The 22,335-nt window shown below is 59.0% G+C and carries 18 protein-coding genes and 1 pseudogene; 10 read left to right on the top strand and 9 right to left on the bottom strand.

Annotated features, from left to right (window positions below; all coding sequences use genetic code 11):
• Positions 1 to 8: 8 nt before the first annotated feature.
• From pilB to B1781_RS18075, 5 genes and pseudogenes are all read right to left on the bottom strand, one after another.
• A complete protein-coding gene (gene pilB / locus B1781_RS18095) occupies positions 9 to 1,724 on the bottom strand; it encodes a type IV-A pilus assembly ATPase PilB (protein ID WP_078121000.1) in 1,716 nt (571 codons plus the stop codon).
• Positions 1,725 to 1,886: 162 nt separating this feature from the next.
• Positions 1,887 to 2,309, bottom strand: a complete 423-nt coding sequence (locus B1781_RS18090) for a type IV pilin protein (RefSeq protein WP_078120999.1) — start codon at positions 2,307 to 2,309, stop codon at positions 1,887 to 1,889.
• Positions 2,310 to 2,794: 485 nt separating this feature from the next.
• Positions 2,795 to 2,894 (bottom strand): annotated as a pseudogene (locus B1781_RS23645) (prepilin-type N-terminal cleavage/methylation domain-containing protein); the annotation flags it as partial.
• A 269-nt stretch (positions 2,895 to 3,163) separates the two neighbouring features.
• On the bottom strand, positions 3,164 to 4,543 hold the full coding sequence (locus tag B1781_RS18080) for a sigma-54-dependent transcriptional regulator (protein WP_078120998.1): 1,380 nt from the start codon (positions 4,541 to 4,543) through the stop codon (positions 3,164 to 3,166).
• Positions 4,540 to 6,129, bottom strand: coding sequence for a sensor histidine kinase (locus B1781_RS18075; protein ID WP_078120997.1), 1,590 nt, complete (start codon positions 6,127 to 6,129; stop codon positions 4,540 to 4,542). Before B1781_RS18075 ends, B1781_RS18080 begins: the two co-directional genes overlap by 4 nt.
• A gap of 176 nt (positions 6,130 to 6,305) precedes the next feature.
• Between B1781_RS18075 and sucC the strand changes: the two genes are divergently transcribed.
• The 4 genes from sucC to B1781_RS18055 all read left to right on the top strand — a co-directional run bounded on the left by sucC (position 6,306) and on the right by B1781_RS18055 (position 10,633).
• A complete protein-coding gene (gene sucC / locus B1781_RS18070) occupies positions 6,306 to 7,466 on the top strand; it encodes an ADP-forming succinate--CoA ligase subunit beta (protein WP_078120996.1) in 1,161 nt (386 codons plus the stop codon).
• An 18-nt stretch (positions 7,467 to 7,484) separates the two neighbouring features.
• The gene (sucD, locus tag B1781_RS18065) at positions 7,485 to 8,354 is read left to right on the top strand and encodes a succinate--CoA ligase subunit alpha (RefSeq protein WP_078120995.1); all 870 of its coding nucleotides are present in this window, start codon (positions 7,485 to 7,487) and stop codon (positions 8,352 to 8,354) included.
• A 283-nt stretch (positions 8,355 to 8,637) separates the two neighbouring features.
• Positions 8,638 to 10,233 (top strand): NAD+ synthase, encoded by a 1,596-nt coding sequence (locus B1781_RS18060; RefSeq protein ID WP_078120994.1) that lies wholly within the window; start codon positions 8,638 to 8,640, stop codon positions 10,231 to 10,233.
• Between the two features lie 61 nt (positions 10,234 to 10,294).
• Positions 10,295 to 10,633: a P-II family nitrogen regulator gene (locus tag B1781_RS18055; protein WP_078120993.1), complete on the top strand. Its 339-nt coding sequence runs from the start codon at positions 10,295 to 10,297 to the stop codon at positions 10,631 to 10,633.
• A 75-nt stretch (positions 10,634 to 10,708) separates the two neighbouring features.
• Here B1781_RS18055 and B1781_RS18050 read toward each other — a convergent pair whose 3' ends face one another.
• A complete protein-coding gene (locus B1781_RS18050; protein WP_078120992.1) occupies positions 10,709 to 11,524 on the bottom strand; it encodes an outer membrane protein assembly factor BamD in 816 nt (271 codons plus the stop codon).
• A gap of 51 nt (positions 11,525 to 11,575) precedes the next feature.
• Between B1781_RS18050 and rluD the strand changes: the two genes are divergently transcribed.
• Genes rluD through def form a run of 4 tightly spaced genes read left to right on the top strand, consistent with a single transcriptional unit; the run spans position 11,576 to position 14,402 of the window.
• Positions 11,576 to 12,607 carry a 23S rRNA pseudouridine(1911/1915/1917) synthase RluD gene (gene rluD, locus B1781_RS18045; RefSeq protein ID WP_334223775.1) on the top strand — a complete coding sequence of 344 codons (1,032 nt, stop codon included), beginning with the start codon at positions 11,576 to 11,578 and terminating at the stop codon, positions 12,605 to 12,607.
• The gene (gene pgeF, locus B1781_RS18040; RefSeq protein WP_078120991.1) at positions 12,588 to 13,328 is read left to right on the top strand and encodes a peptidoglycan editing factor PgeF; all 741 of its coding nucleotides are present in this window, start codon (positions 12,588 to 12,590) and stop codon (positions 13,326 to 13,328) included. The genes rluD and pgeF overlap by 20 nt, the downstream gene beginning before the upstream one ends.
• A gap of 19 nt (positions 13,329 to 13,347) precedes the next feature.
• Positions 13,348 to 13,872 (top strand): glycine cleavage system protein R, encoded by a 525-nt coding sequence (locus tag B1781_RS18035; protein ID WP_334223774.1) that lies wholly within the window; start codon positions 13,348 to 13,350, stop codon positions 13,870 to 13,872.
• 8 nt (positions 13,873 to 13,880) lie between these two features.
• Positions 13,881 to 14,402 carry a peptide deformylase gene (def, locus tag B1781_RS18030; RefSeq protein WP_078120990.1) on the top strand — a complete coding sequence of 174 codons (522 nt, stop codon included), beginning with the start codon at positions 13,881 to 13,883 and terminating at the stop codon, positions 14,400 to 14,402.
• A 24-nt stretch (positions 14,403 to 14,426) separates the two neighbouring features.
• Here the strand turns inward: def and B1781_RS18025 are convergent, their stop codons facing one another.
• Positions 14,427 to 15,248: a hypothetical protein gene (locus B1781_RS18025; protein ID WP_078120989.1), complete on the bottom strand. Its 822-nt coding sequence runs from the start codon at positions 15,246 to 15,248 to the stop codon at positions 14,427 to 14,429.
• Positions 15,245 to 18,001: an MMPL family transporter gene (locus B1781_RS18020; protein WP_078120988.1), complete on the bottom strand. Its 2,757-nt coding sequence runs from the start codon at positions 17,999 to 18,001 to the stop codon at positions 15,245 to 15,247. The genes B1781_RS18025 and B1781_RS18020 overlap by 4 nt, the downstream gene beginning before the upstream one ends.
• A gap of 177 nt (positions 18,002 to 18,178) precedes the next feature.
• Between B1781_RS18020 and clpB the strand changes: the two genes are divergently transcribed.
• A complete protein-coding gene (gene clpB / locus B1781_RS18015; RefSeq protein WP_078120987.1) occupies positions 18,179 to 20,809 on the top strand; it encodes an ATP-dependent chaperone ClpB in 2,631 nt (876 codons plus the stop codon).
• Positions 20,810 to 20,833: 24 nt separating this feature from the next.
• Complete coding sequence (locus tag B1781_RS18010) at positions 20,834 to 21,712, top strand: fused MFS/spermidine synthase (protein ID WP_078120986.1); 879 nt, start codon at positions 20,834 to 20,836, stop codon at positions 21,710 to 21,712.
• Between the two features lie 25 nt (positions 21,713 to 21,737).
• Here B1781_RS18010 and B1781_RS18005 read toward each other — a convergent pair whose 3' ends face one another.
• The gene (locus B1781_RS18005) at positions 21,738 to 22,304 is read right to left on the bottom strand and encodes a Tll0287-like domain-containing protein (protein ID WP_078120985.1); all 567 of its coding nucleotides are present in this window, start codon (positions 22,302 to 22,304) and stop codon (positions 21,738 to 21,740) included.
• Between the last annotated feature and the right edge of the window lie 31 nt (positions 22,305 to 22,335).

Raw genomic sequence — 22,335 nt, 5'->3', positions numbered from 1 at the left:
TTGTTCTATTAATCCTTGGTGACTCGGTTGATTTCTTCGAGGCTTGTGATGCCGGCTTTCACTTTTGCAAGGCCAGAGGCGCGTAGGTCTTGCAATCCTTCCGACTTCGCCAAGTCGCGAATTTGAATGGAGTTAGCACCCTCCATAATCAGCTTGCCCATGGCATCACTGACCGGCATGACCTCGAACAGGCCGACTCGGCCCTTGTAGCCTTTGGTGCACTTGTCGCACCCAACCGCTTTGTAGACTTCCAATCCATCGCGGACATCTTCGTCGGTAAAGCCTTCTTCGATCAGTGCATCGTGTGGTACTTCGTCCACTGTCTTGCAATGTTCGCAGAGTCGGCGGGCCAAGCGCTGCGCAAGGATCAGGTTGACCGACGAGGCGATATTGAACGGTGGAATGCCCATGTTCGCCAATCGCGTCAGCGTTTGGGGCGCATCGTTGGTGTGCAGTGTCGACAGGACCAAGTGACCGGTTTGTGCCGCTTTTACTGAGATCTCCGCCGTTTCCAGGTCACGGATCTCACCGACCATGACGATGTCCGGGTCTTGGCGGAGAAACGCGCGTAACGCTTCGGCGAACGTCAGGCCGGTCTTGGGGTTGACGTTGACCTGGTTGATCCCGGCAACCTGGATCTCGACCGGGTCTTCTGCGGTCGAGATGTTGACTTCGGGCTGGTTGAGAAGATTCAGCGCCGTATAGAGACTGACCGTCTTACCGCTACCGGTCGGGCCGGTTACCAGCACCATGCCGTAGGGTTTCTTGATTGCTTCGAGGAAATGTCGTTGTTGGGCGTCGTCGAACCCTAAAGCCTCGACACCCAGCTGCGCAGCCGACGAATCGAGGATACGCAGCACGATTTTCTCGCCATACAACGTCGGGCAGGTGTTGACACGAAAGTCGATCGAGCGATTGCGCGACAATACCATCTTGATACGACCGTCCTGCGGTACCCGCCGCTCGGCGATATTCATCCGAGCCATAACTTTGAGGCGAGCCGAGAGGCGTTGTGCGATATTGATCGGCGGCGTGGCTTTTTCGTGCAGCATGCCGTCCTGCCGGAAGCGCACGCGGTAGACCTTTTCGTAGGGCTCGAAGTGGATGTCGGACGTGCCCGAATTGATCGCATCGAGCAGGATCTTGTTCACATAGCGCACGACCGGCGCATCGTCGACATCCAGGTTCGCGTCCTGGTCTTCGTCGACCTCGTCGCCGGTGCTGATGTCCAGATTCTCGAGATCTTCGTCAAGAAGATCCGTCATCGAGGTGTCTTGGGCATCCAGCGCACGATTGATCGCCGCGGCGAGTTTGTCTTCCTCCACCAAAACGGCGTCGGTCGTTAGGCCCGTATGAAATTTGATCTCGTCGAGGCCTTGGTGGTTGGTCGGGTCAGAAACCGCCAGGAAAAGGCGATTCCCTCGTTTGATCAACGGTAGTGCGTGGTGTTTGCGTACCAGTTTTTCTTCGACGAGATTACCGGGCATGGTTTCCGGATCTATCGCGTCGAGGTCGAACAGTGGCACGCCGTATTCGGATGACGCGGCAAGGGCGACTGCCTTGGCGTCCACGGTTCGCTGGCTAACCAAATAGGATACCAGCGGCAGTTTGGCCTCGGAGGCGGATTTGGTGGCACTGTTTGCTTCTTCTTCAGACAGCAGGCCGTCCTGCACGAGACGTCGTGCTAGACCACCGAGGCGGACTATTGGGCTAGTAGTTGCCATAGTTGATTAAAAGCCGGTTGCGCTAAATTCTTCCAAGTATATCTTCGGGGCGACCAGATTGTTGGAATGCCGATAGATGATACTCGTGGGAGATTCATCGGCCGCACGTTCACTGACTTTAGGAAGAAAGGGCGGTATCACTTATCAGCGTGGCGGCAAGCCCTATGGGGGGCAATTGTTGCTCACAGCAGTGGCGCTTGGCGTTGTTGAGTCGCAACAGTTGGAAAAACGTGCGTCGCACCTCACCCAGATGTTTGAGTTGAATACTCCCCAAACATCATACGACCCGACTGATGTGACGGAAACCGCATAGGTGTAGTTACCGATGTCTCCGCTGGGTTGCCATCCGAATCGGCCGTTGATTGCCGTTACTCCGGTCAGAGTGCCCGTAGCCCCGTAGTTTGCGTTCTCCAAGCGGTAGTCTTCTATGGGAACTCGCAAACCGTCGAGCGAAGCGCGCATGGTCGCAAAGTGGCCTTCGCGCACGTAGCCGTTGTAGGCTGGAATTGCGATAGCCGCGAGGGTTGAAATGACAGCGACGGTAACCATCAATTCGACGAGATTGAAACCCTTATTGTTGGTCATGTGTGCCAATGCTTGATACCTCCGCTTGCAACGAAAATTGAAGACCGAATCGTCAAAAACAGAGCAACCGGCGTATGGATTCCACACGCCGGTTGCCTTGATTCAGTCTGGGGTTTATCCCCTTACTGATTACAGGTCGGTTGCGTTGACGCCGATGGTCTCGACCGCGGTAAACTCAAGGTAGATCGGACGGTGGATAACGACGTACAAGTCATCTACGCGACCGGCGGTACCGGTAACCTGCAAACCGATTTGGCCTGAGGTAGAGGTACCAGCGTTGTCACCGAAAGCGTCATCTGCGCTGGCGCCCGGAGCCGACTGGCCTTCAGGGTTAACGATGTCCTGCCAGTAAGCAAACGCGTTCACACCGGTGGGGGCTGTGGCGCCACGTGCGTCAGCAGCGGTCAGACGCGACATTTCGGCTTTGATCGCGCGGTAGGCTCCGTCGTAGTGCTCGGTGACTTTCGCCATGCGAGCTTCAGAGATGTAGTTGTTGTATGCCGGGATAGCGATCGCGGCGAGGATAGCGATGATCGCGACAACGATCATAAGTTCGATAAGCGTAAAGCCAGACTGCTTCTTCATGGGTTTCTCCTGGTTTAAGGTCAGCGGTCGCCGTTACCTAACGGCTGCCGGGTTTCAAACTTTAGGGACTAATTTCTGATTCGCTTGGCGTGTCTTGTTAGCCCTTGACAGCCTTAAAGCAGTAGTTGTGCCAGCTCGTGTTGTATGAGGAGCGGGTCTTTATAAGACATTGAAAATCAATAATAAAATATTTCGTTTTGCAGGGATTAACGCCTGTGCAAAACCTCTTTGGGCGCGAACGCAAATCCACTGCTGACGTGCGGCGTCACTTACTGACCTTGAGCGTCAGTGCCGTCGTCCTCGGCATCCAGGCCGAGCTTCTCGAGACGGTATCGCAGTGCCCTGAAACTGATGCCGAGCGCCTTGGCGGCCGCAGTTCGGTTCCACTTGTTGGTTTCAAGGGCTTGCACGATGGCCTGGCGTTCCACATCGGCCAGGTAGCCCTCCAGACCCTGGTCGGCGAGCGGTGAAGGGGGTGTGGCGTGACCGTTGCCGCTCGGGGCATTGGCGAGGCCCAGGTCATCCAATGTAATGGTCTGCTGTTCACAAAGCGCAGTGGCTCGCTCCAACAGATTCTCCAATTCGCGCACGTTTCCGGGAAAGTCGTGCCGATACAGGGCCTCCAGCGCACTGCGTTCCAGTTTCGGTGGGTTCGCGCCCATGCGCTGAGCAAGCCGGCTGAGGATGTGCTCGATCATGACCGGGATATCCTCCGGCCGCTCGCGCAGCGGCGCCATGATCAGCTCGATGACATGGATGCGGTAGTAAAGGTCCTGCCGAAACTCGCCGCCGGCGACCATGGCAGCCAGATCCTTGTGGCTGGCACTGATGATACGGACGTCCACCGACTCTTCTTTCTCGCCACCGACGGGGCGTACCGATTTCTCCTGGATTGCGCGCAACAGCTTGACCTGCATTGACAACGGCAGGTCGGCGACTTCGTCGAGAAACAGGGTGCCGCCGTCGGCCGTCTGGAACAGCCCGGGTTTGTCGCGCACTGCGCCGGTGAAACTGCCTTTCACATGGCCGAAGAACTCGCTTTCCATCAGGTCTTGCGGGATCGCGCCGCAGTTGACCGCAACAAAAGGGCGGGATGCCCTCGGGCTGCGGGAATGGATCGAGCGCGCCGCCAGTTCCTTACCGGTGCCCGACTCGCCGCTGATGAACACCGGTGCCTGGTTGCGCGCGAGCTTTTCGATCAGGCGGCGAATTTCCTGCATCGCCGGCGATTTTCCGAGCAGGTCGCCGTGGCTTTTCGGCGATGCAGGCGCCTGGTCGTTGCCATCGAGACGCAGCGCTGTCTCGACCAGGCGGCGAAGCACCGGTAGATCGACCGGTTTGGAGACGAAGTCGAACGCGCCCGCTTTGAGCGCCTCGACGGCGGTTTCCATGTTGCCGTGCGCGGTGATCATCGCGATCGGCGTTTCGGGGTGGTCTGCGGCCACCTTGCGCACGATGTCGATTCCGTTGCCGTCGGGCAGACGCATATCGACGAGACACAGATTGAAATGTGTTTCGGCGAGTTGTCCGAAGGCCTCGCGCAGCGAACCGGCCAGTCGACAGTCGACATCCATGCGGGCCAGCGTGATTTCAAGAAGTTCACGAATATCGGGTTCGTCGTCGATGATGAGGGCGAGCGGGCGAGTCATAGTTTGCGGGTGCGTTTGGGGTTGGGGAAGCTTAGCCTAAAGCAGCTGCCGCCCGTGGGTTGGCGCAGGTACTCCAGACGAATGTGGTTGGCTTCGCACAGCTGGCGGGCGATATACAGGCCCAATCCGGTGCCTTCGTTGCGCGTGGTGAAAAACGGTTCAAACAGGTTTTTTTCGGCATCGAGCGGGATGCCCGAACCATTGTCGCGTACCTCGAGAAACGGCCCGCCGGATTCGACGGTGATGCCGCCGGCGATCTTGAGCTGCAACTGCGGCAGGTCACGATCGAAATGATGGATCGCGTTGTCGCACAGCACATCGATGACCTGGCGCAGCTGGCCCGGGTCGGAGAACACCGTGGTCGTTTCCGGGTCGATCTGCTTCTGCAGCTGGTTTTCACTGAGCCGGTGTGTCTGGCGGATCTCCACGATCTGTTCTTCCAGCCATGGCCCGAGCACCAGGGGTTTAGGGTGCGGGTTGTCCTGGCGGGACAACTTGAGAATGCTCTCAACCACCTCGTTCACCCGGCGCGAGTTCTGTTGGATGATTTCGATCATCCGCTTATCCGTCGAAGGCAGTTGCGGTGACTCGTCGAGCAGCTGCGAGGCATGACTGATCGCGCCCAGCGGATTGCGGATCTCGTGGGCGATGCCGGCGGTGAGCCGGCCGAGCGAGGCAAGCTTCAGCTGTTGCACCTCGGCCGTCAGTTGCGCGGTGTCCTCCAGCACGATCAGCGTGTTCGAGCTGTCGTCGTCGCCGATCGGGGTGAAGGTGGCACGCAGGTCGCGCCCCCCTGCCGTGGGTCGGAAGTCCGGTCGTGGCCCGCCCGGCGTATCCAGCCATTGGCGATATTGCTCGGCGAGTCCCGGCGACGACTCTTCCAGCGGATAGTGGCGCATCGCCACCGGCATGCCGAGCAGCACCCAGGCGGCTTCATTCATTACCTGGATGGTTTCCTGCTCGTCGATAACCAAAATGCCGGCGCGCATCTGCTGAATGACGAAATCGTTCAGCTGGGCCAGATTCGCCAGGTCGAGGCCGCGCTGACTGGCCAGTTGTTCGCTCTCGGTAGCGCGCTGGCCGAGACGGTGGGCCAGCAACGCCAACGCGAAATACAGGGCGCCGAGCAGGCCGGCCTGCATGTAGGCCGTATCCTCGAAGGCGCGGGCGACCTGGGAATAGATGCGCTCCGTCAGCACCGCCAACGACGCCAGTGCGGCGAAAAACAGGGCGGTGTGGCCGACCAGACCCAGACTGCCGAGGGCGATCGACACCGCAATCAGCATCCCCAGGCCGGACTGCACGCCGCCGCTGGCATGCATCATGACGGTGATCAGCACGATATCCAGGAACAGCGCGAGCTGCCCTTGCCGCTGGTCATCGCCAACCTGGCGCAGGTGCATGATCAGCGCGATGATCGCCAGCCCCAGGTACAAATGGACGGCGACCGTGAACACGCCGGGCAGATAGGTGCCCAACGGTCCGCGACCGAATCCAAAGTACATCAGCAACAGCGCAACGCCGAGTGCCGAGCGATAAAGAAGATATAAACGGAGGTGGCCGATCTGGCTTTCGAGTACCGGCATGTGTGCTTGCTTGTCGACGTCTAAGGTTTGTGTCGTCGCTTTAGCGTGATTCTGTAGCGTTGTGTCGCTCAAATCGCACTCTCGGTGGGGGGTAATAGTCAGCAGTGATTTGTCTTTTTGCGCTTCGTCAATTTCTGCACCAGAATGCACGAATCGTCGCTACATAGGGTCTAGCCGTGAACCTACACGAATTCCAGTCCAAAAAGCTATTCGCCGGTTACGGAATACCCGTGCCCATGGGGTACGCGGTGGAAAGTGCCGACGAGGCACGGCGTGCCGCCGAAGAGATGGGTGGCGGCAAATGGGTCGTCAAAGCCCAGGCGCATACCGGTGGTCGCGGCAAGGCGGGCGGCGTGGTGTTGGTCGACTCGCCCGACAAAGTCGAAAGTGAGTCGGCGCGTATTCTCGCCAATCGCATCGTCACCAAGCAGACGGGTGCGGATGGTTTGCCGGTCAGCTACATCCTGGTCGAAGAGCCGACCGACATCGGCGAAGAACTCTACCTCAGTGCGCTGGTCGATCGTGCGACGCGCCGCGTGTTGGTGATGGCATCGCGTGCCGGCGGCATGAATATCGAGGAAGTCGCGGAAGAGACGCCCGAGAAGATCATCACGACGCTGATCGACCCGGCTGCGGGTGTTCAGCCCTACCAGGCGCGGCGTCTCGGGTTTGCGCTTGGTTTCAACAAAGACCAGGTCAAGCAGTTTCAGAAGATCCTGTTCGGCCTGATCGAACTGTTCCTCAAAGAAGATGCCAGCCTGGTCGAGATCAATCCGCTGGTCGTGACGCCGGCAGGTGACCTCATAGCGCTGGACGCAAAGATCAACCTCGACAGCAACGCCCTGTATCGCCACTCCGACCTGTTGGCGATGCGCGACATCAGTCAGGAAGACGCGCGCGAAGCAGCCGCTGCCGAACATGATCTGAACTACATCACGCTGGACGGCAACATCGGTTGCATGGTCAACGGCGCCGGACTGGCGATGGCCACCATGGATCTCGTGCAATTGCACGGCGGAACGCCGGCCAACTTCCTCGATGTCGGTGGTGGCACCACCGCGGCGCGCGTTGCCGAGGCCTTCAAGATCATTCTCTCCGATGGCAAGGTCAAGGCGGTGCTGGTCAACATCTTCGGTGGCATCGTGCGCTGTGACCTGATTGCCGAGGGCATTATTGCCGCAGTGCGCGAAGTGGGTATCAAGGTGCCGGTCGTTATTCGCCTGGAAGGCACCAACGCCGAACAAGGCCTCAAGCTGCTGGATGAAAGCGGGCTTGCCTTGGAAACTGCATCTGACCTTACCGAAGCCGCAGAGAAAGTTGTTGCGGCTGCAGCCTGATAACCGACGGAAATTATCATGAGTATCTTGATCAACAAGAACACCAAGGTGATCTGCCAGGGCTTTACCGGCAAGCAGGGCACCTTTCATTCGGAGCAGGCTATCGCCTACGGCACCCAACTGGTCGGCGGCGTTACGCCGGGCAAGGGTGGTCAGAAGCACTTGGATCGGCCGGTCTTTGATACGGTTCACGATGCCGTCGCTGAAACCGGTGCGGATGCAACGATGATCTATGTGCCGGCGGCGTTTGCCGCTGACGCGATCCTCGAGGCGGCCGACGCGGGTATCAAGGTTGTCGTCTGTATCACCGAGGGGATACCGGTACTCGATATGCTGAAGGTGCGCGCAGCACTTGCCGGTAGCGATGTCCGCCTGGTCGGACCCAACTGTCCCGGCGTGATCACTCCGGGTGAGTGCAAGATCGGCATCATGCCGGGTTCGATTCACAACGCAGGCAAGGTCGGCATTGTGTCGCGATCGGGTACCTTGACTTATGAAGCGGTCTTCCAGACCTCGCGCCAAGGCCTGGGGCAGAGTACCTGCGTCGGTATCGGCGGTGACCCGATTCACGGCATGAACTTCATCGATTGCTTGACCCTGTTCAACGAAGATCCGCAGACCGAGGGCATTGTTATGGTCGGCGAGATCGGCGGCAGTGCGGAAGAGGATGCGGCAGAGTTCATCGCCAACAACGTCAAGAAACCGGTAGTCGCCTACATCGCCGGTGTCACTGCGCCACCGGGAAAACGCATGGGGCATGCAGGGGCCATCATCAGTGGCGGCAAAGGCACCGCCGACGGCAAGTTCGCTGCGCTCGAACAGGCCGGTGTCGCCACCGTGCGTTCGCCGGCCCAGATCGGCGCACGTATGGCCGAGCTTTTGTCTTAATTGCTTAGCGCCGCCCGGCCTGGTCGGGCGGCGCTGTTTCGTCTACGTAGCTGATCTCTTTAGCCGGCCACATTCCGCTCGGCCGCGTCCGCCCTCTAGCAAAATCCTCGAGCGAACGAGCCCGCGCCAAGTGTGCTTGCCAGCAATCACTGTCCTGTCTGCTCCTCGGATGTCGCCTATGCCGCGGTTGGTGTACTCTTGAGTCCTTGTTGTTCGCCGTTTTCCGCTCGGTTCATCGCTTAGCGGGGCCGGCGTCGTCTTTATAAGGGGAGCCCGAACAAAGGTGTCAATCACAGTTGCGTTGGCGCAGGTCAATCTGCTGGTTGGCGATATCTCAGGGAATGCGCGGCGGGTCGTCGAGACGGCTGAACGTTTGCGTGGTGCGGCGGATATCGTGGTGTTTCCCGAACTCACGCTGACAAGCTATCCGCCCGAAGACCTGTTGTTGCGTCGTGCCTGCGACCAGCGCGTCGCGCAGGCGTTGCGCGAAATTGCCGGAGCCGCGGTCGGCATCACCCTCATCGTCGGTTACCCCGCCATGCGCGACGGCGTTCGCTTCAATGCCGCAGGTGTGTTCCGCGATGGCGTGCTCGAAGCGGAATACCTCAAGATGCAGTTGCCCAACTACAGCGTCTTCGATGAGCGTCGCTACTTTGAGCCCGGTGTGCAAGCCGTCGTGTTCGAGCAGGCCGGAGTGACCTTCGGTCTGACGATCTGCGAAGACATCTGGTTCGATCTGCCGGTACAGCGAGCGGCTGCTGCTGGGGCCGAGGTGTTGTTGAATCTCAATGCATCGCCCTTTCACCAGGGGAAAGCAGCCGAGCGCGAGCAACTGGTGTCCCAGCGCGCCGCCCGCTTTGGCGTGTCGGTCGTCTATGTAAACCTGGTCGGTGGCCAGGACGAACTGGTGTTCGACGGCGGTTCATTCGTCGTTGACGCGCAAGGCTCCATCCGTCATCGGGCGTGCTTCTTCAGAGAATGCGAAACGCTCGTGCAACTTGACGATGCAGTTCCCCAACAATCTGAGGTAAAACCATTTCTCGACAGCGAGGAAGAGGTCTACCAGGCATTGGTCGCCGGAACGCGCGACTATGTGCATAAGAACGACTTCTCTTCTGTGGTGCTTGGTTTGTCGGGCGGTATCGATTCGGCGCTTACTCTGGCGATTGCAGTGGATGCGCTGGGCAGCGAGAACATCGAAGTCGTGCTGATGCCATCTCGCTATACCGCGGATATGAGCAACCAGGACGCAGTGCGCCAGGCTGAGTCGCTGGGCGTCCCACACCAGACGATCCCGATCGAGCCGGCATTCAGTGCGTTTCTGCAGATGTTGTCAGATACGTTCGCCGGCACCGAGCCTGATATCACCGAAGAGAATATCCAGGCGCGTTGTCGCGGCATCATTTTGATGGCCATCAGCAATAAGCGGGGGCGGATGTTGTTGACGACGGGTAACAAGAGTGAAATGTCGGTAGGCTATGCGACCTTGTACGGCGACATGGCGGGCGGTTTCGCGCCGTTGAAGGATGTGCCGAAAACGCTGGTTTACCGATTGGCGAGATGGCGCAATCGAGAGCAGGAGGTGATACCGCAGCGCGTGATCGATCGTCCGCCGTCTGCCGAACTGCGCCCGGACCAAAAAGATACCGACAGCCTGCCCGATTACGATATCCTCGATGCTATCCTGCTGCTCTACGTGGAGCAGGACAATGCCCCGGAGGAGATCGTTGCTGCCGGCTATGATCGCGCTACCGTGGAAAGGGTAGTGCGGTTGGTTGATCAAAACGAATATAAGCGGCGGCAGGCACCGCCCGGTATCAAGATCACGCGTCGTGCCTACGGCCGGGATCGTCGCTATCCGATTGTTAACGGATTCTGATTTACACTACACAAGCCGGCCCAACGTGCTGCAATGACCAAATGAACTGGGAGATTCAGTCATGAAAAAAGTCGAAGCCATCATCAAGCCGTTCAAGCTCGATGACGTGCGTGAAAGTCTTTCCAATATCGGTGTTACCGGTATGACCGCGATCGAAGTGAAGGGCTTTGGTCGACAGAAGGGGCATACGGAGTTGTACCGTGGCGCCGAGTATGTGGTCGATTTTCTACCGAAGCTGAAAATCGATGTGGTGGTCAGTGACGACCAGGTTGATGCCTGTATCGAAGCGATTACGTCGGCAGCCCGTACCGGCAAGATCGGTGATGGCAAGATTTTCGTGACGTCGGTTGAAAAGGTTGTGCGCATTCGCACCGGGGAGCAGGACGACGAAGCAATTTAGGCCGGCCCCGCGCCGGCCGGTAACGAAAAAAGCCCCATTACGGGGCTTTTTCGTGTAGCTGCGAGAACCCTCAGCTCAGTTTTCGTCCAGTTCGAAGAACTCCCATAGCTTGCGACCGAACGGCTTTTCGACAAGATCCCGCGGATCGTCGATCAGGCTGCCGTTGCTCTCGTTCATTGCCAATACGCGCTTGGTATCGTCGGCCAGCTGGTCCATACCGAGTTTGGTGTAGGCCTCGATCATGATCTCCAGCGCATCACGTAGCGCCGGCGTTCGCTGGTAGTTCTGTACGACGTATTCCGCGCGATTGGCGGCGGCAAGGTAGGCCCCGCGACGCAGGTAGTAGTCGGCAACCCGGACTTCGTAGCGTGCCAGGTTGTTGCGCAGGTACAGCATGCGACGCACCGAATCCTCGGCATACTCGCTGTTCGGGTAGCGTTGCACGACCTCTGAAAAATCATTGAAGGAGTCGAGCGCCGCGCCGGGATCACGCTGCGAGGTGTCCGTCGGCAGGAAGCGGTCGAGGAAGCCCAGCGTTCGGTTGAAGTTGATCAGCCCCTTCAGATAGTAGGCATAGGCCGCTGCCGGATGCTGGGGGTGAAGCTTGATAAAACGGTCGGCAGCAGCCAGCGCCGACTCGGGCTCGGCAAACCGATAGTAGCAATACGCCACGTTCAGCTGCGCCTGGTGGGCGTATTTTCCGAACGGATAGCGGGATTCGAGAATCTCGTAGTACTTGATTGCGCGCTCGTAATTGCCGGCGCGCATCTCGTCGGTAGCTTCGGTATAGAGTTTTTGCTGACTCCAGCCTAGCGTTTCGTCTTTTTCGTCGCCGGCACAGCCTGTGAGGAAAAGCGCAATCAGTATAATGGGCCAGATGGCACGCCGCATGGGTCATCGTCCGCGATCAGATAATTGGCCACGCATTATACCGGAACCGCATTGACGGATCAGAATCACGACGAAAATCTGCTGGAGAATACCGTTGGGCCGGACCTTGCCGGTGCTCGGCTGGACCAGGCGCTGGCGACCCTGTTTCCTGATTTCTCGCGCAGCCGCCTGCAGGCCTGGACTCGCGACGGACGCGTTCTGGTCAACGGAGAGGTGCGCCGGCCACGCGACAAGGTCGCCTCGGGAGATCGCCTGCAGGTACGTACCCTGGTGGAGGACCAGGTGGCATGCGTTCCGCAGCCAATACCGCTGAATATCGTGTTCGAAGACGAGCACATCCTGGTGGTCAACAAGCCTGCAGATCTGGTGGTCCATCCGGCCGCCGGCAACCCCGACGGTACGCTGCAGAATGGCTTGCTGTATCACAATCCGTCGCTCATTGAGTTGCCACGCGCGGGCATCGTGCACCGTCTCGACAAAGACACCACCGGGTTAATGGTCATCGCCAAATCACAGGCAGCCCATAAAAGGCTGGTCGATGCCATCGCGGCCCGGCAGGTGACGCGTGAATACCGCGCGCTGGTCGTCGGCAGCATGCCTGCCGGCGGCACGATCGACCTGCCGATCGGCCGTCATCCGACACAGCGGACCCGCATGGCGGTCAATCCGCTGGGAAAACCCTCGGTAACGCATTTTCGGGTGCTCGAGCATTTCCGCGGCCATACCCTGCTCAAGGTCCTGCTGGAAACCGGCAGAACCCACCAGATTCGCGTGCACATGGCGCACTTGCGGCACCCGGTTTTCGGTGATCCGGTCTACGGCCGGCGATTGCAGCTGCCGGCCGGGGCGTCAGAAGAGCTTAAGGGTGCGCTGCGCGGTTTCAAGCGGCAGGCTTTGCATGCGAAACGTCTGCAGCTGGATCACCCGGTGACCGGCCGGCCGATGCGATTCGAATGCGCCATTCCCGATGACATGCGTGCGGTGATCGATGCCCTGGCTGCCGATGCGAACATCCACTGGCACGATCCCGACTACGAGGACTACTTCGAATTCGAAGACGAATATGAAGGATTCGAAGATTGATTTGATTCGGCCGGATTGGCCGGCGCCGGCCAACGTCGGGGCGGTATCGACCACGCGGGCGGGCGGCGTCAGCTCAGGTGCCTGGTCGACGCTGAATCTCGGCACCCACGTGGGTGACGTCCCGACCGATGTTGAAGAGAATCGCCACCGGCTGACCCGTGCTGCCAACCTGCCGAGTGAACCGCAGTGGCTGCAGCAGGTCCACGGTACCCGCGTGCGCCTGAATCGATCAGGCGATGTCTGTGCCGATGCGGGCATCACCGATGTGCCGGGAGTCGTATCCGTGGTCATGACGGCAGATTGTCTGCCTGTGTTGTTCTGCGATGTGCGCGGTACGCAGGTGGCCGCGGCACATGCGGGTTGGCGCGGACTTCAGGCCGGAATACTCGAGCAGACTGTGCGTGCGTTCAACCAGCCTGCCGACCAGTTGATGGCCTGGATGGGGCCGGCAATCGGCCCCGCTGCGTTCGAAGTGGGCGATGAGGTGCATGCGGCGTTCACCGACATCGAACACGACGATGGCCGACATTTCAGCCCGCATGGTCAGGGGCATTGGCTTGCCGATTTGTATGGGCTGGCAAGGGCCAGACTGCATCGGGCCGGCGTGGGGCGCGTCTTTGGCGGTTCTTATTGCACCTATTCGGAAGCCGAACGGTTTTTTTCCTATCGTCGCGATGGGGTTACGGGCAGAATGGCAAGCCTGATCTGGCTGCGCAGCTGAACACCGAGAGAGCACGGTCATGACCGAAAACTGGTACATGTTGACATTGATTGGCGAAGACAAACCCGGGATCGTCGCGGCGATTACAAGGGCCCTGTACGAGCTGGGTGTGAATTTGGGTGAAACGTCGATGATTCGTCTCGGCGGTAACTTCACGGTCATGATGATGGTGACCGGCGGGCTCAGCGAGAACGAACTGCGTGGTCAACTCAAGCCGGTGCTCGAGGCGCAGGGTATGTGCCTGCATGTCGATCCCATCAAGGCCCATTTGCACGAGCATCTGCTGCCCAACGTGCAGGTGACCGTCAGTGGCGCTGACAGGGCCGGCATCGTTTCGCAGGTGACGGCAGCGCTGTCAGCGTGCGGTTTGAATATCCTCGATCTCGAGTCGGATGTCGCCGGTACCAAGGATAAGCCGGTTTACATCATGCAGATCGCGGCGATTGCCGAGGTACCCGTCGAGACGGTTGAAGAGGCGCTTGCACCGCTTCGCGATGATGGTGTCGACGTTAACGTGAATACGGTCGAGACATACATCGGGTAACTGCTGGCGTGGCGATTCTGGATATTCTTACGCTGCCGGACGATGCGTTAAAGCAGGTCTCGGAACCGGTGACGGATTTCGACGACGCGCTTCGCGCATTCATCGCCGACCTGGAAGAAACGCGTGTGAACGGACCGGCTGCGGTCGGTATCGCGGCCCCGCAGGTAGGTTGCTTCAAACGCGTCGTCATCATCGATTGCTCGACGACGCGCAAACCGGTACCCAACCATGGCTACATGGTGTTGGTGAATCCCGAGATTACCCATTGGGAAGGTTACGAGATGGGTAGAGAGGGTTGTCTTTCCGTGCCGGATTACACCGGCAACGTGATTCGTGCCACGCGTATTCACCTGGTCGCAAAGGATCCTTACGGTGAGCCGCTGGAGTTCGACATGGAAGGTTACGAAGCGCGTGCGGCGCAGCACGAAATCGATCATCTCGACGGCATGCTGTTTGTGGACCGCGTGGTAAGCCGTCGAACGGATCTGTTCAAGCGGAAGGTTTACCAGAAGGGCGGGAAGAGCAAGTGAATCGTGGCGGATATTGACCGAGGTTCATTGAAATTGCTGTGGTGTCGAAAAGCTTTCTTCGGTCGAAAGTTTCGTCACAGGGACTAAGAAAGGCACCCGGATCGATCCCCGCCCGATGGGCACGAACCTCAGTACAGCGTCCAGTACGCGGTCGCCGTTGAGGTCGGCGTAGTCGACATTGATCAAGCGCAGCGTTGGTTTGTTGCCGTTGCTGCGGCATATGAGTGTGTCGTTCTCGATGTGGATTCTCGCCCTGAGAACACCGTCATCCAGTTGGCACCGAACGGGTGAATCGACGCCCGGATCGAGCATTGAATGATCCTGGGCGGCGGCAATCGGTGTTTCATCCGACGTCAGGCAGGTTGCCAGGCTGCCGTTCTGCCCGAGTCGACGGCAGGCGTCGGTGAAGGGAAGCGCCTGAAGGTCGGCGTTCATGAAATCGAAACCTGAGACGAAATCTTCGATCGGATTCAACGGGTAGCGGTTCAGAAAACGGTAGTAGTGACAGTCCGACTCGACCTTGTGCCACAGGCGGCGATCGACAATGCTGCCGCGGAACATTGAACCCTGGTCAACCGCGCGGACGATGGCGAGACAGTCGCCGGGTATGTCGAACGTCTGGAGTTCGCGTTTGCTGACGGGTAGCTCGATCGCATACCTTTCCACTTTGCGTCCGGTACTCGGTTCCGCAAAGTAGAGTGTGTTTTCCGCGCCGAATGCCATCACGCTGCACAGGCTGGCGAGCAGTGCCGTTGCATAGACTTTGTTTGAACCTGCCAGGCTGGGGATCGCCGTGCGAACCACTCCGGTCAGTGCGCGCCATAGCGTTGATACGAGGTGGCTCATCGAAAATCGTCTCCTTCGGAAAGATCGTTCTTGGCACTGCGGACACGCAGAATGAAAGCGACCCAGCGACAACTGACGTCGCGAGCCAGGTTCAGAAACAGGCGGGATGCGATGAAGGGATGAAACAAGGTGACGTTGGCGATGGCTTCCCTGCTCAACACCATCAACGTGGTAGGGGTTAACGCAACAGCGTCAGTCTTGCGTCGCTCATCGGCAAGCAATGCGACGTCGCCAAAGATCTGGCCGGAGCCGAACTGATCCACAATCGGGTCTTTGCCTTCGCCGCCGTCTTTGCGCGGCACGGTAATTTCAACGACGCCTTTCATGACGAGATAGAGCGCTGTACTTTCGTCATCGCGACGGTAGACGTGCTCGCCGGGACGGAACTCCAGCAGTGTGCTAGACAGCACGAAGCGCCGAATCTGCCAGGGTCGCATGTCGCGGAACAGCGGGCTTCGCGGGATGACCTGGTTGCGAACGCGGTTCGACAGCAGGTCCCACAAGGTGACCAGACGTAGCGACGAGATCGCCAGCGGCGTGATGACGAAATCGGCGAGCAAGGCGGTGCTGATTACCAGCGCACTCAGCATGCCGAACTGCGCGACCGGGGCGAAGCTCGACTGTGAGAACACCAGGAAGCCGACGGCCAGGGCAACCGACGTTGAGACTACGGGTAGTGCCTCTTCATAGATCGTGCGCTCCATCGCCAGCGACTGGCTCTTTGAACTGCGCAGTTCCTGGTTGTAGCGCAACAGGAAGTGCAGGGTGTCGTCGACCGCGATGCCGATGGCGATGGCTGCTGCCATCGTCGTGCCGATGTTCAACGGGATCTCGGCATAACCCATCACACCGAACAGGATGATCACCGGGAAGATGTTCGGCGCGGCTGCAATCAATCCGACGCGAAGGTCGGTGAAGATGAAAGAGATGATCAGAATGAAGAAGGTCAGTATCAGCAATACCGACTGCAACTGGCCGAATATCATGCTGTTGGTTGCAGACAAGGTCAGTACCGAGTCGCCGGTAATGCGCGCTCGCAAGCCGTCGTCGAGGTTCTCGTCGAGAAAGCGGCGGATGGTCTTCAGCATCGACTCGAGTTGTTCTGTCGTGGCGATGCTGTGTCTGACCAGTATCCGTGTCTGACTGTAGTCTTCGGTGATGTAGCCGCGCACCCGCTCATAGTCGAGAAACAGCATCAGCTCGGCGATCTCGTCGTTCGAAGCAGGAACGCCGGCGTCTTCCGATTCCAGCATCGCGATGTTCAACAGTTCCAGGTAGTCGGCGAATGAGGTAACTGACATTGCCTCGTTCTGTTGGCGAATAAAGTTTTCGACCTCGACAATTTCGTCCAGATAGCGCGATTGCAGAAACGTATCCTGGATACCCGATTCGATGACGATGGAGAACGATTCGAGACCGGCAAACTGTGTGTTGAGGCTTTCGATGTGTTGCGCCACCGGCGAGTTGCCGCCAAGGCTGTCGGTGGGATTGTGGTTGATCTGGATGCGCGGTATGCCGATCGCCGCGATGATCGAGCAGGTCGCCAGAAACACGAAGGCATGCCAGCGGTGCGTGGTCAGAAAGCGCCAGTAGCTGGCAGACCAGCGATGTGCTCGTTCGTCGAACATCCGCGAGCGGCCGTCGATCTGCCATCGCCCCGCGAGCGCCAGCGCCGCAGGGATAAAGATAATGGTGACAAGGAAATTGAATAGCAGGCCGGTCGAGGCCACCAGTCCGAATTGACGCAACACCTCGATGCCACTCAAACCCACCGAGAGAAACCCGGCATAGGTGGTGATGAACGTCAGCAGTACCGTTCGCCCCATCTTCTTCGCCATATGCCTGAGTGCAACAGTGGTGTTGTCTCCTCTGCGCTGGGCATGTCGAAACTCGGCGAGCAGGTGGATGTCTTCGGTCGAGCCGACCACGATCAGCAGGATGGGAACGGTCGATGTCACGACATTGATAGGCACGCCGAGCCACCCCATTAGGCCGAACGTCCACAGGATACTGACGCCTGCTGTGATCAATGGGGTAACGATGTCGATCAGTTGGCGCAACAGCAGGAACAAAGCGATCAGTAGCGCGCCGATGGCCAGCGGCATCAACGCGGTCTGTTCGGCCATGATGCGTTCGGCGATCTCGTTGCGCACCATCGGAAAACCGATCGCGTAGGCGTTGTCATAGGTCTCGCCTAATGGGGCGATGGCGGTATTGATGCTGTCGGTCAGTGTCTGATCATCGACCGGCATCGCGCCTTCGCGCAGCACGATGGCCAGCGCCAGCGCCTTGCCGTTCGGCGCTACCAGGATGTTGCGTACCAGTGGGTTGCCGACCGCCGCATCCAACACTTCGCTTGCCGCGGCATCATCGTCCGGCAGTTTGTCGAGATAGGGCTTTTTGTCGAGATAGCCATCGACGCTTTTCACATGCGGGACACTGAAAAGACTCTCCACCCGGTCGACGAAGCTCAATGCCTCGAGCTCCGCGATGACGGCTTGTTGTATCTTGAGCTTGGCAGGTGCAAGCGGGTTCTGATCTTCGATAACCGCCAGAATCACTCGCTCTTCGCCGAATGTCTGCTTGATCTCGTCGAAATACGCGCGCTGCGGATCGTTCGAAACCAACATCTCGTCGGCGGCGATCCGGACTTCCAGTTTGGGAATCTGGGTGGCGGCAAGCACCGACGCAACAACCAGAAAAGCCAGCCACATCCATGGCCGCTGAGAGATGAGGAGAAGCAGGCGCTGCATCCGGTTTGATTCGTCCCGAAGTTGATTTTGATATTACCGCCTAAACTCTGGCTAGACGGATATGAGCCGGGTCAACCGGGGTGAAAGTCGGTCAACCGGAACGCTCGGATTTTCTTGATTTTCTTGTTCCGCACCCCATATGGGCGGTAACCATAGATTTTATCGGAGTTTTCTCCCATGCGGATGGATCGACTGACAAGTAAATTCCAGATGGCTCTGGCGGATGCCCAGAGTCTCGCGGTAGGGCGCGACCATCAGTTTATCGAGCCGGCCCACTTGCTGACGGCCTTGTTGGACCAGGAAGGCGGCACAGTGCGCCATTTGTTGGCCCAGGCTGATGTTAACGTCAATCAATTGCGTTCGGCGCTCGGTGAGGCGCTCGACCGTTTACCGTCGGTGCAGGGTGCCGCGGGCGACGTGCATCTGTCCAACGACCTTGGACGCCTGCTCAACCAGACTGACAAGCTCGCCCAACAACGCAAAGACCAGTACATCTCCTCGGAGTTGTTTGTCCTGGCAGCGGTTGAAGACAAGGGCAGTGTCGGCGAGGTGTTGCGCAACGCGGGCGGCAGCAAGGGCGCGCTGGAGAAGGCGATCGACAAGGTGCGTGGTGGCCAGTCAGTAGACGACCCCAACGCCGAAGAACAACGCCAGGCCCTGGAAAAATACACGATCGATCTGACCGAGCGGGCCGAGCAGGGCAAGCTCGACCCGGTCATTGGTCGCGATGACGAGATCCGCCGCTCAGTGCAGGTGCTACAGCGTCGCACCAAGAACAATCCGGTGCTGATCGGTGAGCCGGGTGTCGGCAAGACCGCCATCGTTGAAGGTCTGGCGCAGCGTATCGTCAATGGCGAGGTGCCGGAGGGGCTGAAGAACAAACGCCTGCTGTCGCTCGACATGGGTGCGCTGATTGCCGGTGCAAAATTCCGTGGCGAGTTCGAAGAACGTCTCAAGGCCGTGCTCAACGACCTTGCCAAACAGGAAGGTCAGATCATCCTGTTCATCGACGAGATCCATACCATGGTGGGCGCCGGCAAGGCAGAGGGTGCGATGGATGCCGGCAACATGCTCAAACCGGCGCTGGCGCGTGGCGAGCTGCATTGCATCGGCGCAACCACGTTGGACGAGTACCGTCAGTACATCGAAAAAGATGCCGCGTTGGAGCGTCGCTTCCAGAAGGTATTGGTGCAGGAACCGTCGGTCGAAGACACCATCGCCATTCTGCGCGGCCTGAAAGAGCGCTACGAGGTCCACCACGGTGTCGAGATCACCGACCCGGCGATCGTCGCTGCCGCGACGCTGTCGAATCGCTACATCACCGATCGCCAGTTGCCCGACAAGGCAATCGACCTGATCGACGAGGCTGGGTCGCAGATCCGCATGGAGATCGACTCGATGCCGGAAGAGATGGACAAGCTCGATCGCCGTCTCGTGCAGCTGAAGATCGAACGTGAAGCGTTGAAGAAGGAATCCGACGAGGCCTCCAAGAAGCGCCTGTCCAATCTCGAGCAGGAGATCGGTGAACTCGAACGTGAGTTTGCCGACCTCGAAGAGGTCTGGAAGTCGGAGAAGGCAGCCGTGCAGGGCACGACGCATATCAAGGAGGCGCTTGAGCAGGCGCGCCTCGAGTTCGAGACCGCACGCCGCGCCGGCGACCTACAGCGGATGTCCGAGCTGCAATACGGACGTATTCCCGAACTCGAACACCAGCTCGATATGGCGAGCCAGGCCGAGATGCAGGAGACCCATCTGCTGCGCAACAAGGTCAGCGATGAAGAGATCGCCGGTGTCGTGTCGAAGTGGACCGGCATCCCGGTATCGAAGATGCTCGAAGGCGAGAAAGACAAGCTGTTGCGCATGGAAGGCGTGTTGAGCAAGCGTGTGGTCGGTCAGCAAGAGGCAGTGACCGCGGTGTCCAACGCCATCCGTCGTTCACGCGCCGGACTTGCCGATCCCAATCGGCCGAATGGCTCGTTCCTGTTCCTTGGGCCGACCGGTGTAGGTAAGACCGAGCTGTGTAAATCGCTGGCTGAGTTCCTGTTCGACACCGAAGACGCCATGGTGCGTATCGATATGTCGGAGTTCATGGAGAAGCACTCCGTGGCTCGCTTGATCGGTGCGCCGCCCGGTTATGTCGGCTATGAAGAGGGCGGCTATCTGACCGAAGCGGTGCGCCGTCGCCCGTACAGTGTCATCTTGATGGACGAGGTGGAGAAAGCGCACCCGGACGTGTTCAACGTGCTGTTGCAGGTATTGGACGATGGTCGCTTGACCGATGGCCAGGGCCGCACGGTCGACTTCCGCAACACGGTCATTGTCATGACGTCGAACCTGGGTTCTGACCTGATTCAGACCCTGGCGGGCGAAGAGCGCTACGAAGAGATGAAGCGCGCGGTGATGGAAGTGGTCGGCCAGCATTTTCGCCCGGAGTTCATCAACCGCGTCGACGAAGCCGTCGTGTTCCATCCGCTGGGCCGTGAACAGATCCGTGCGATCACCGAGATCCAGATCGCTTATCTGCACAAGCGGCTGGCCGAACGCGACATGGGCCTCGAGGTCAGCCATGGTGCACTCGACCGACTCGGTGAAGCAGGCTTCGACCCGGTGTATGGTGCGCGGCCGCTCAAGCGTGCAATTCAGCAACAACTGGAGAACCCGCTGGCCCAGCAGATCCTGGCAGGGGTATTCCATCCGGGTGACGTGATTCACGTCAATGTTTCGGGCGAGAAACTGACTTTCTCACGCGGTGACAGTGTCGACGTTGACGAAGAAGGGGCCGTGATAGAAGGTGAACTGGTCGACTGAGTGTGACCGGTTGGCGGTCATTCCATGTTAATTGACGGGGCCGGCGCAATCGCGCCGGTCTTGCGCGTCCAGGGAGAGGATATGTCGCAGCTCGGGAGTCTGATCCATATAGCGGATGATGAAGACGGCGAGATTCACGTCTATCAGGACGATCGCCATCGCTACCTGACGTTCGGCAATCAAGTTGAGCAGAGTTGCATGGATCTGGCCAACCCGGCGCGCCTGGTCCATGTCTATACCCAGGCCATGATGCTGGCGCTGTTGTTCGGCACGGAACCGCGCGATGCACTGCTGCTGGGCGTGGGGGGCGGAAGCCTTGCGCGCGCGTTGCGCCGCGTGCGTCCTGGTATGCGAATAACCGGCGTGGACGCACGGGAAGCCGTCATCGATACCGCGCGCAGCCATTTCGAGCTGCCGACCGACAAGAATCTGCGCGTTGTACGGCAGGATGCGCGCGAGTTTCTGGGTCAGCGCAGTCGTGGCTATGATTTGATTTTTGCCGACCTCTACCGGGCCGACGGGGTGCATCCCGACCAGGGCGACGAGGGATTTCTACGTTTGGTGCGTTCGCACCTCTCGCCAGTCGGCATACTGGTAACCAATCAATGGGCCAGCGAATATGCACCGACGCACGATGCATCGCTGAAGCTGGACGGCGCCTTCGACGGTCAGGTCATCAGGCTGCACGTGCAGGGTGGCAATATCGTCAGCTTCGCTTTCAATGGCGAGTTACCCGACCTGCAACGCAACGATTTCTTCGAGCGTGCACGCTCGGCCGGCGCAAAGCTCGATATCCCGCTGGAGAGACAGGCGCGCAACTTGTGGCGCCAGAATGCAGAAACCTTGGGCGTCGGTAGATTCCGCAATCGCACTCGGCGCGATTCGCCCGGCGGGGGCCGCTGAACGGCCCCCACGAGGTGACGCTCGATCAGTAGATCTTGCTCAATGAAAATGCACCGCGGATATCGCCCGTTTTGAATCCACGCGCCTGATCGGTCGGATAGATCTCTTTGATCTTGGCTTCGACCTCCGGCTTGATCTCGGTTGCATGGCAGTTCAGGCAAACTTCGCCGGTTGCGATAGCCTTCATGTAACGGAAGCGGCGTTCCTCTCCGCTGCCGACCAACTCGGCGAACTCGAGCGACTGGACTGGTTCCCCGGCGTTTTTACGTGCCTCGAACTGTTCCAGCACCTCACGCTCCCATTCGTCCGGCGAGTTGCCTGGGTTACGGTATTTCAGGCTGGTACGTGCCACCTCCCAGCCTGATTTTTCCGAGATGTCTTTCGCGATATCCGGCGCCTTCTTCGAGCAGACATCAATCGTGTGCACCGGCCCGCCTTCCTTCATGCCTTTCTGTACTTCACCCTTCAGCGTCGTGCCGAACTCTTTGACCAGCGCGCGCGCTTCATTGAGTTCGGGGCTATCGTCGGCGGCTTGCAAGTGGAAAGCTGCGGCGGCCATAACTACTGCGGCCATCGTCTGAGTGATCTTCATCGTGTCTCCTGTAGATTCGAGCGGTTATCGT

Origin of the sequence: Thiosocius teredinicola (assembly GCF_002009425.1) — a bacterium.
GTDB classification, from domain to species: Bacteria; Pseudomonadota; Gammaproteobacteria; order Chromatiales; family Chromatiaceae; genus Thiosocius; species Thiosocius teredinicola.
Note: the sequence above shows the minus strand (reverse complement) of the source record. Positions and strands in the feature narration are given on the sequence as shown.

Bases quoted from the DNA above. Each gene is read 5' to 3' on its own strand.
- B1781_RS18055 (WP_078120993.1), top strand. From the start codon at position 10,295: ATGAAAAAAGTCGAAGCCATCATCAAGCCGTTCAAGCTCGATGACGTG.
- B1781_RS18090 (WP_078120999.1), bottom strand. From the start codon at position 2,309: ATGACCAACAATAAGGGTTTCAATCTCGTCGAATTGATGGTTACCGTC.
- B1781_RS18025 (WP_078120989.1), bottom strand. From the start codon at position 15,248: ATGAGCCACCTCGTATCAACGCTATGGCGCGCACTGACCGGAGTGGTT.
- B1781_RS18075 (WP_078120997.1), bottom strand. From the start codon at position 6,129: ATGCCGGTACTCGAAAGCCAGATCGGCCACCTCCGTTTATATCTTCTT.
- B1781_RS18035 (WP_334223774.1), top strand. From the start codon at position 13,348: ATGACCGAAAACTGGTACATGTTGACATTGATTGGCGAAGACAAACCC.
- B1781_RS18050 (WP_078120992.1), bottom strand. From the start codon at position 11,524: ATGCGGCGTGCCATCTGGCCCATTATACTGATTGCGCTTTTCCTCACA.
- B1781_RS18080 (WP_078120998.1), bottom strand. From the start codon at position 4,543: ATGACTCGCCCGCTCGCCCTCATCATCGACGACGAACCCGATATTCGT.
- sucD (WP_078120995.1), top strand. From the start codon at position 7,485: ATGAGTATCTTGATCAACAAGAACACCAAGGTGATCTGCCAGGGCTTT.
- pgeF (WP_078120991.1), top strand. From the start codon at position 12,588: ATGAAGGATTCGAAGATTGATTTGATTCGGCCGGATTGGCCGGCGCCG.
- clpB (WP_078120987.1), top strand. From the start codon at position 18,179: ATGCGGATGGATCGACTGACAAGTAAATTCCAGATGGCTCTGGCGGAT.
- B1781_RS18020 (WP_078120988.1), bottom strand. From the start codon at position 18,001: ATGCAGCGCCTGCTTCTCCTCATCTCTCAGCGGCCATGGATGTGGCTG.
- B1781_RS18010 (WP_078120986.1), top strand. From the start codon at position 20,834: ATGTTAATTGACGGGGCCGGCGCAATCGCGCCGGTCTTGCGCGTCCAG.
- B1781_RS18005 (WP_078120985.1), bottom strand. From the start codon at position 22,304: ATGAAGATCACTCAGACGATGGCCGCAGTAGTTATGGCCGCCGCAGCT.
- pilB (WP_078121000.1), bottom strand. From the start codon at position 1,724: ATGGCAACTACTAGCCCAATAGTCCGCCTCGGTGGTCTAGCACGACGT.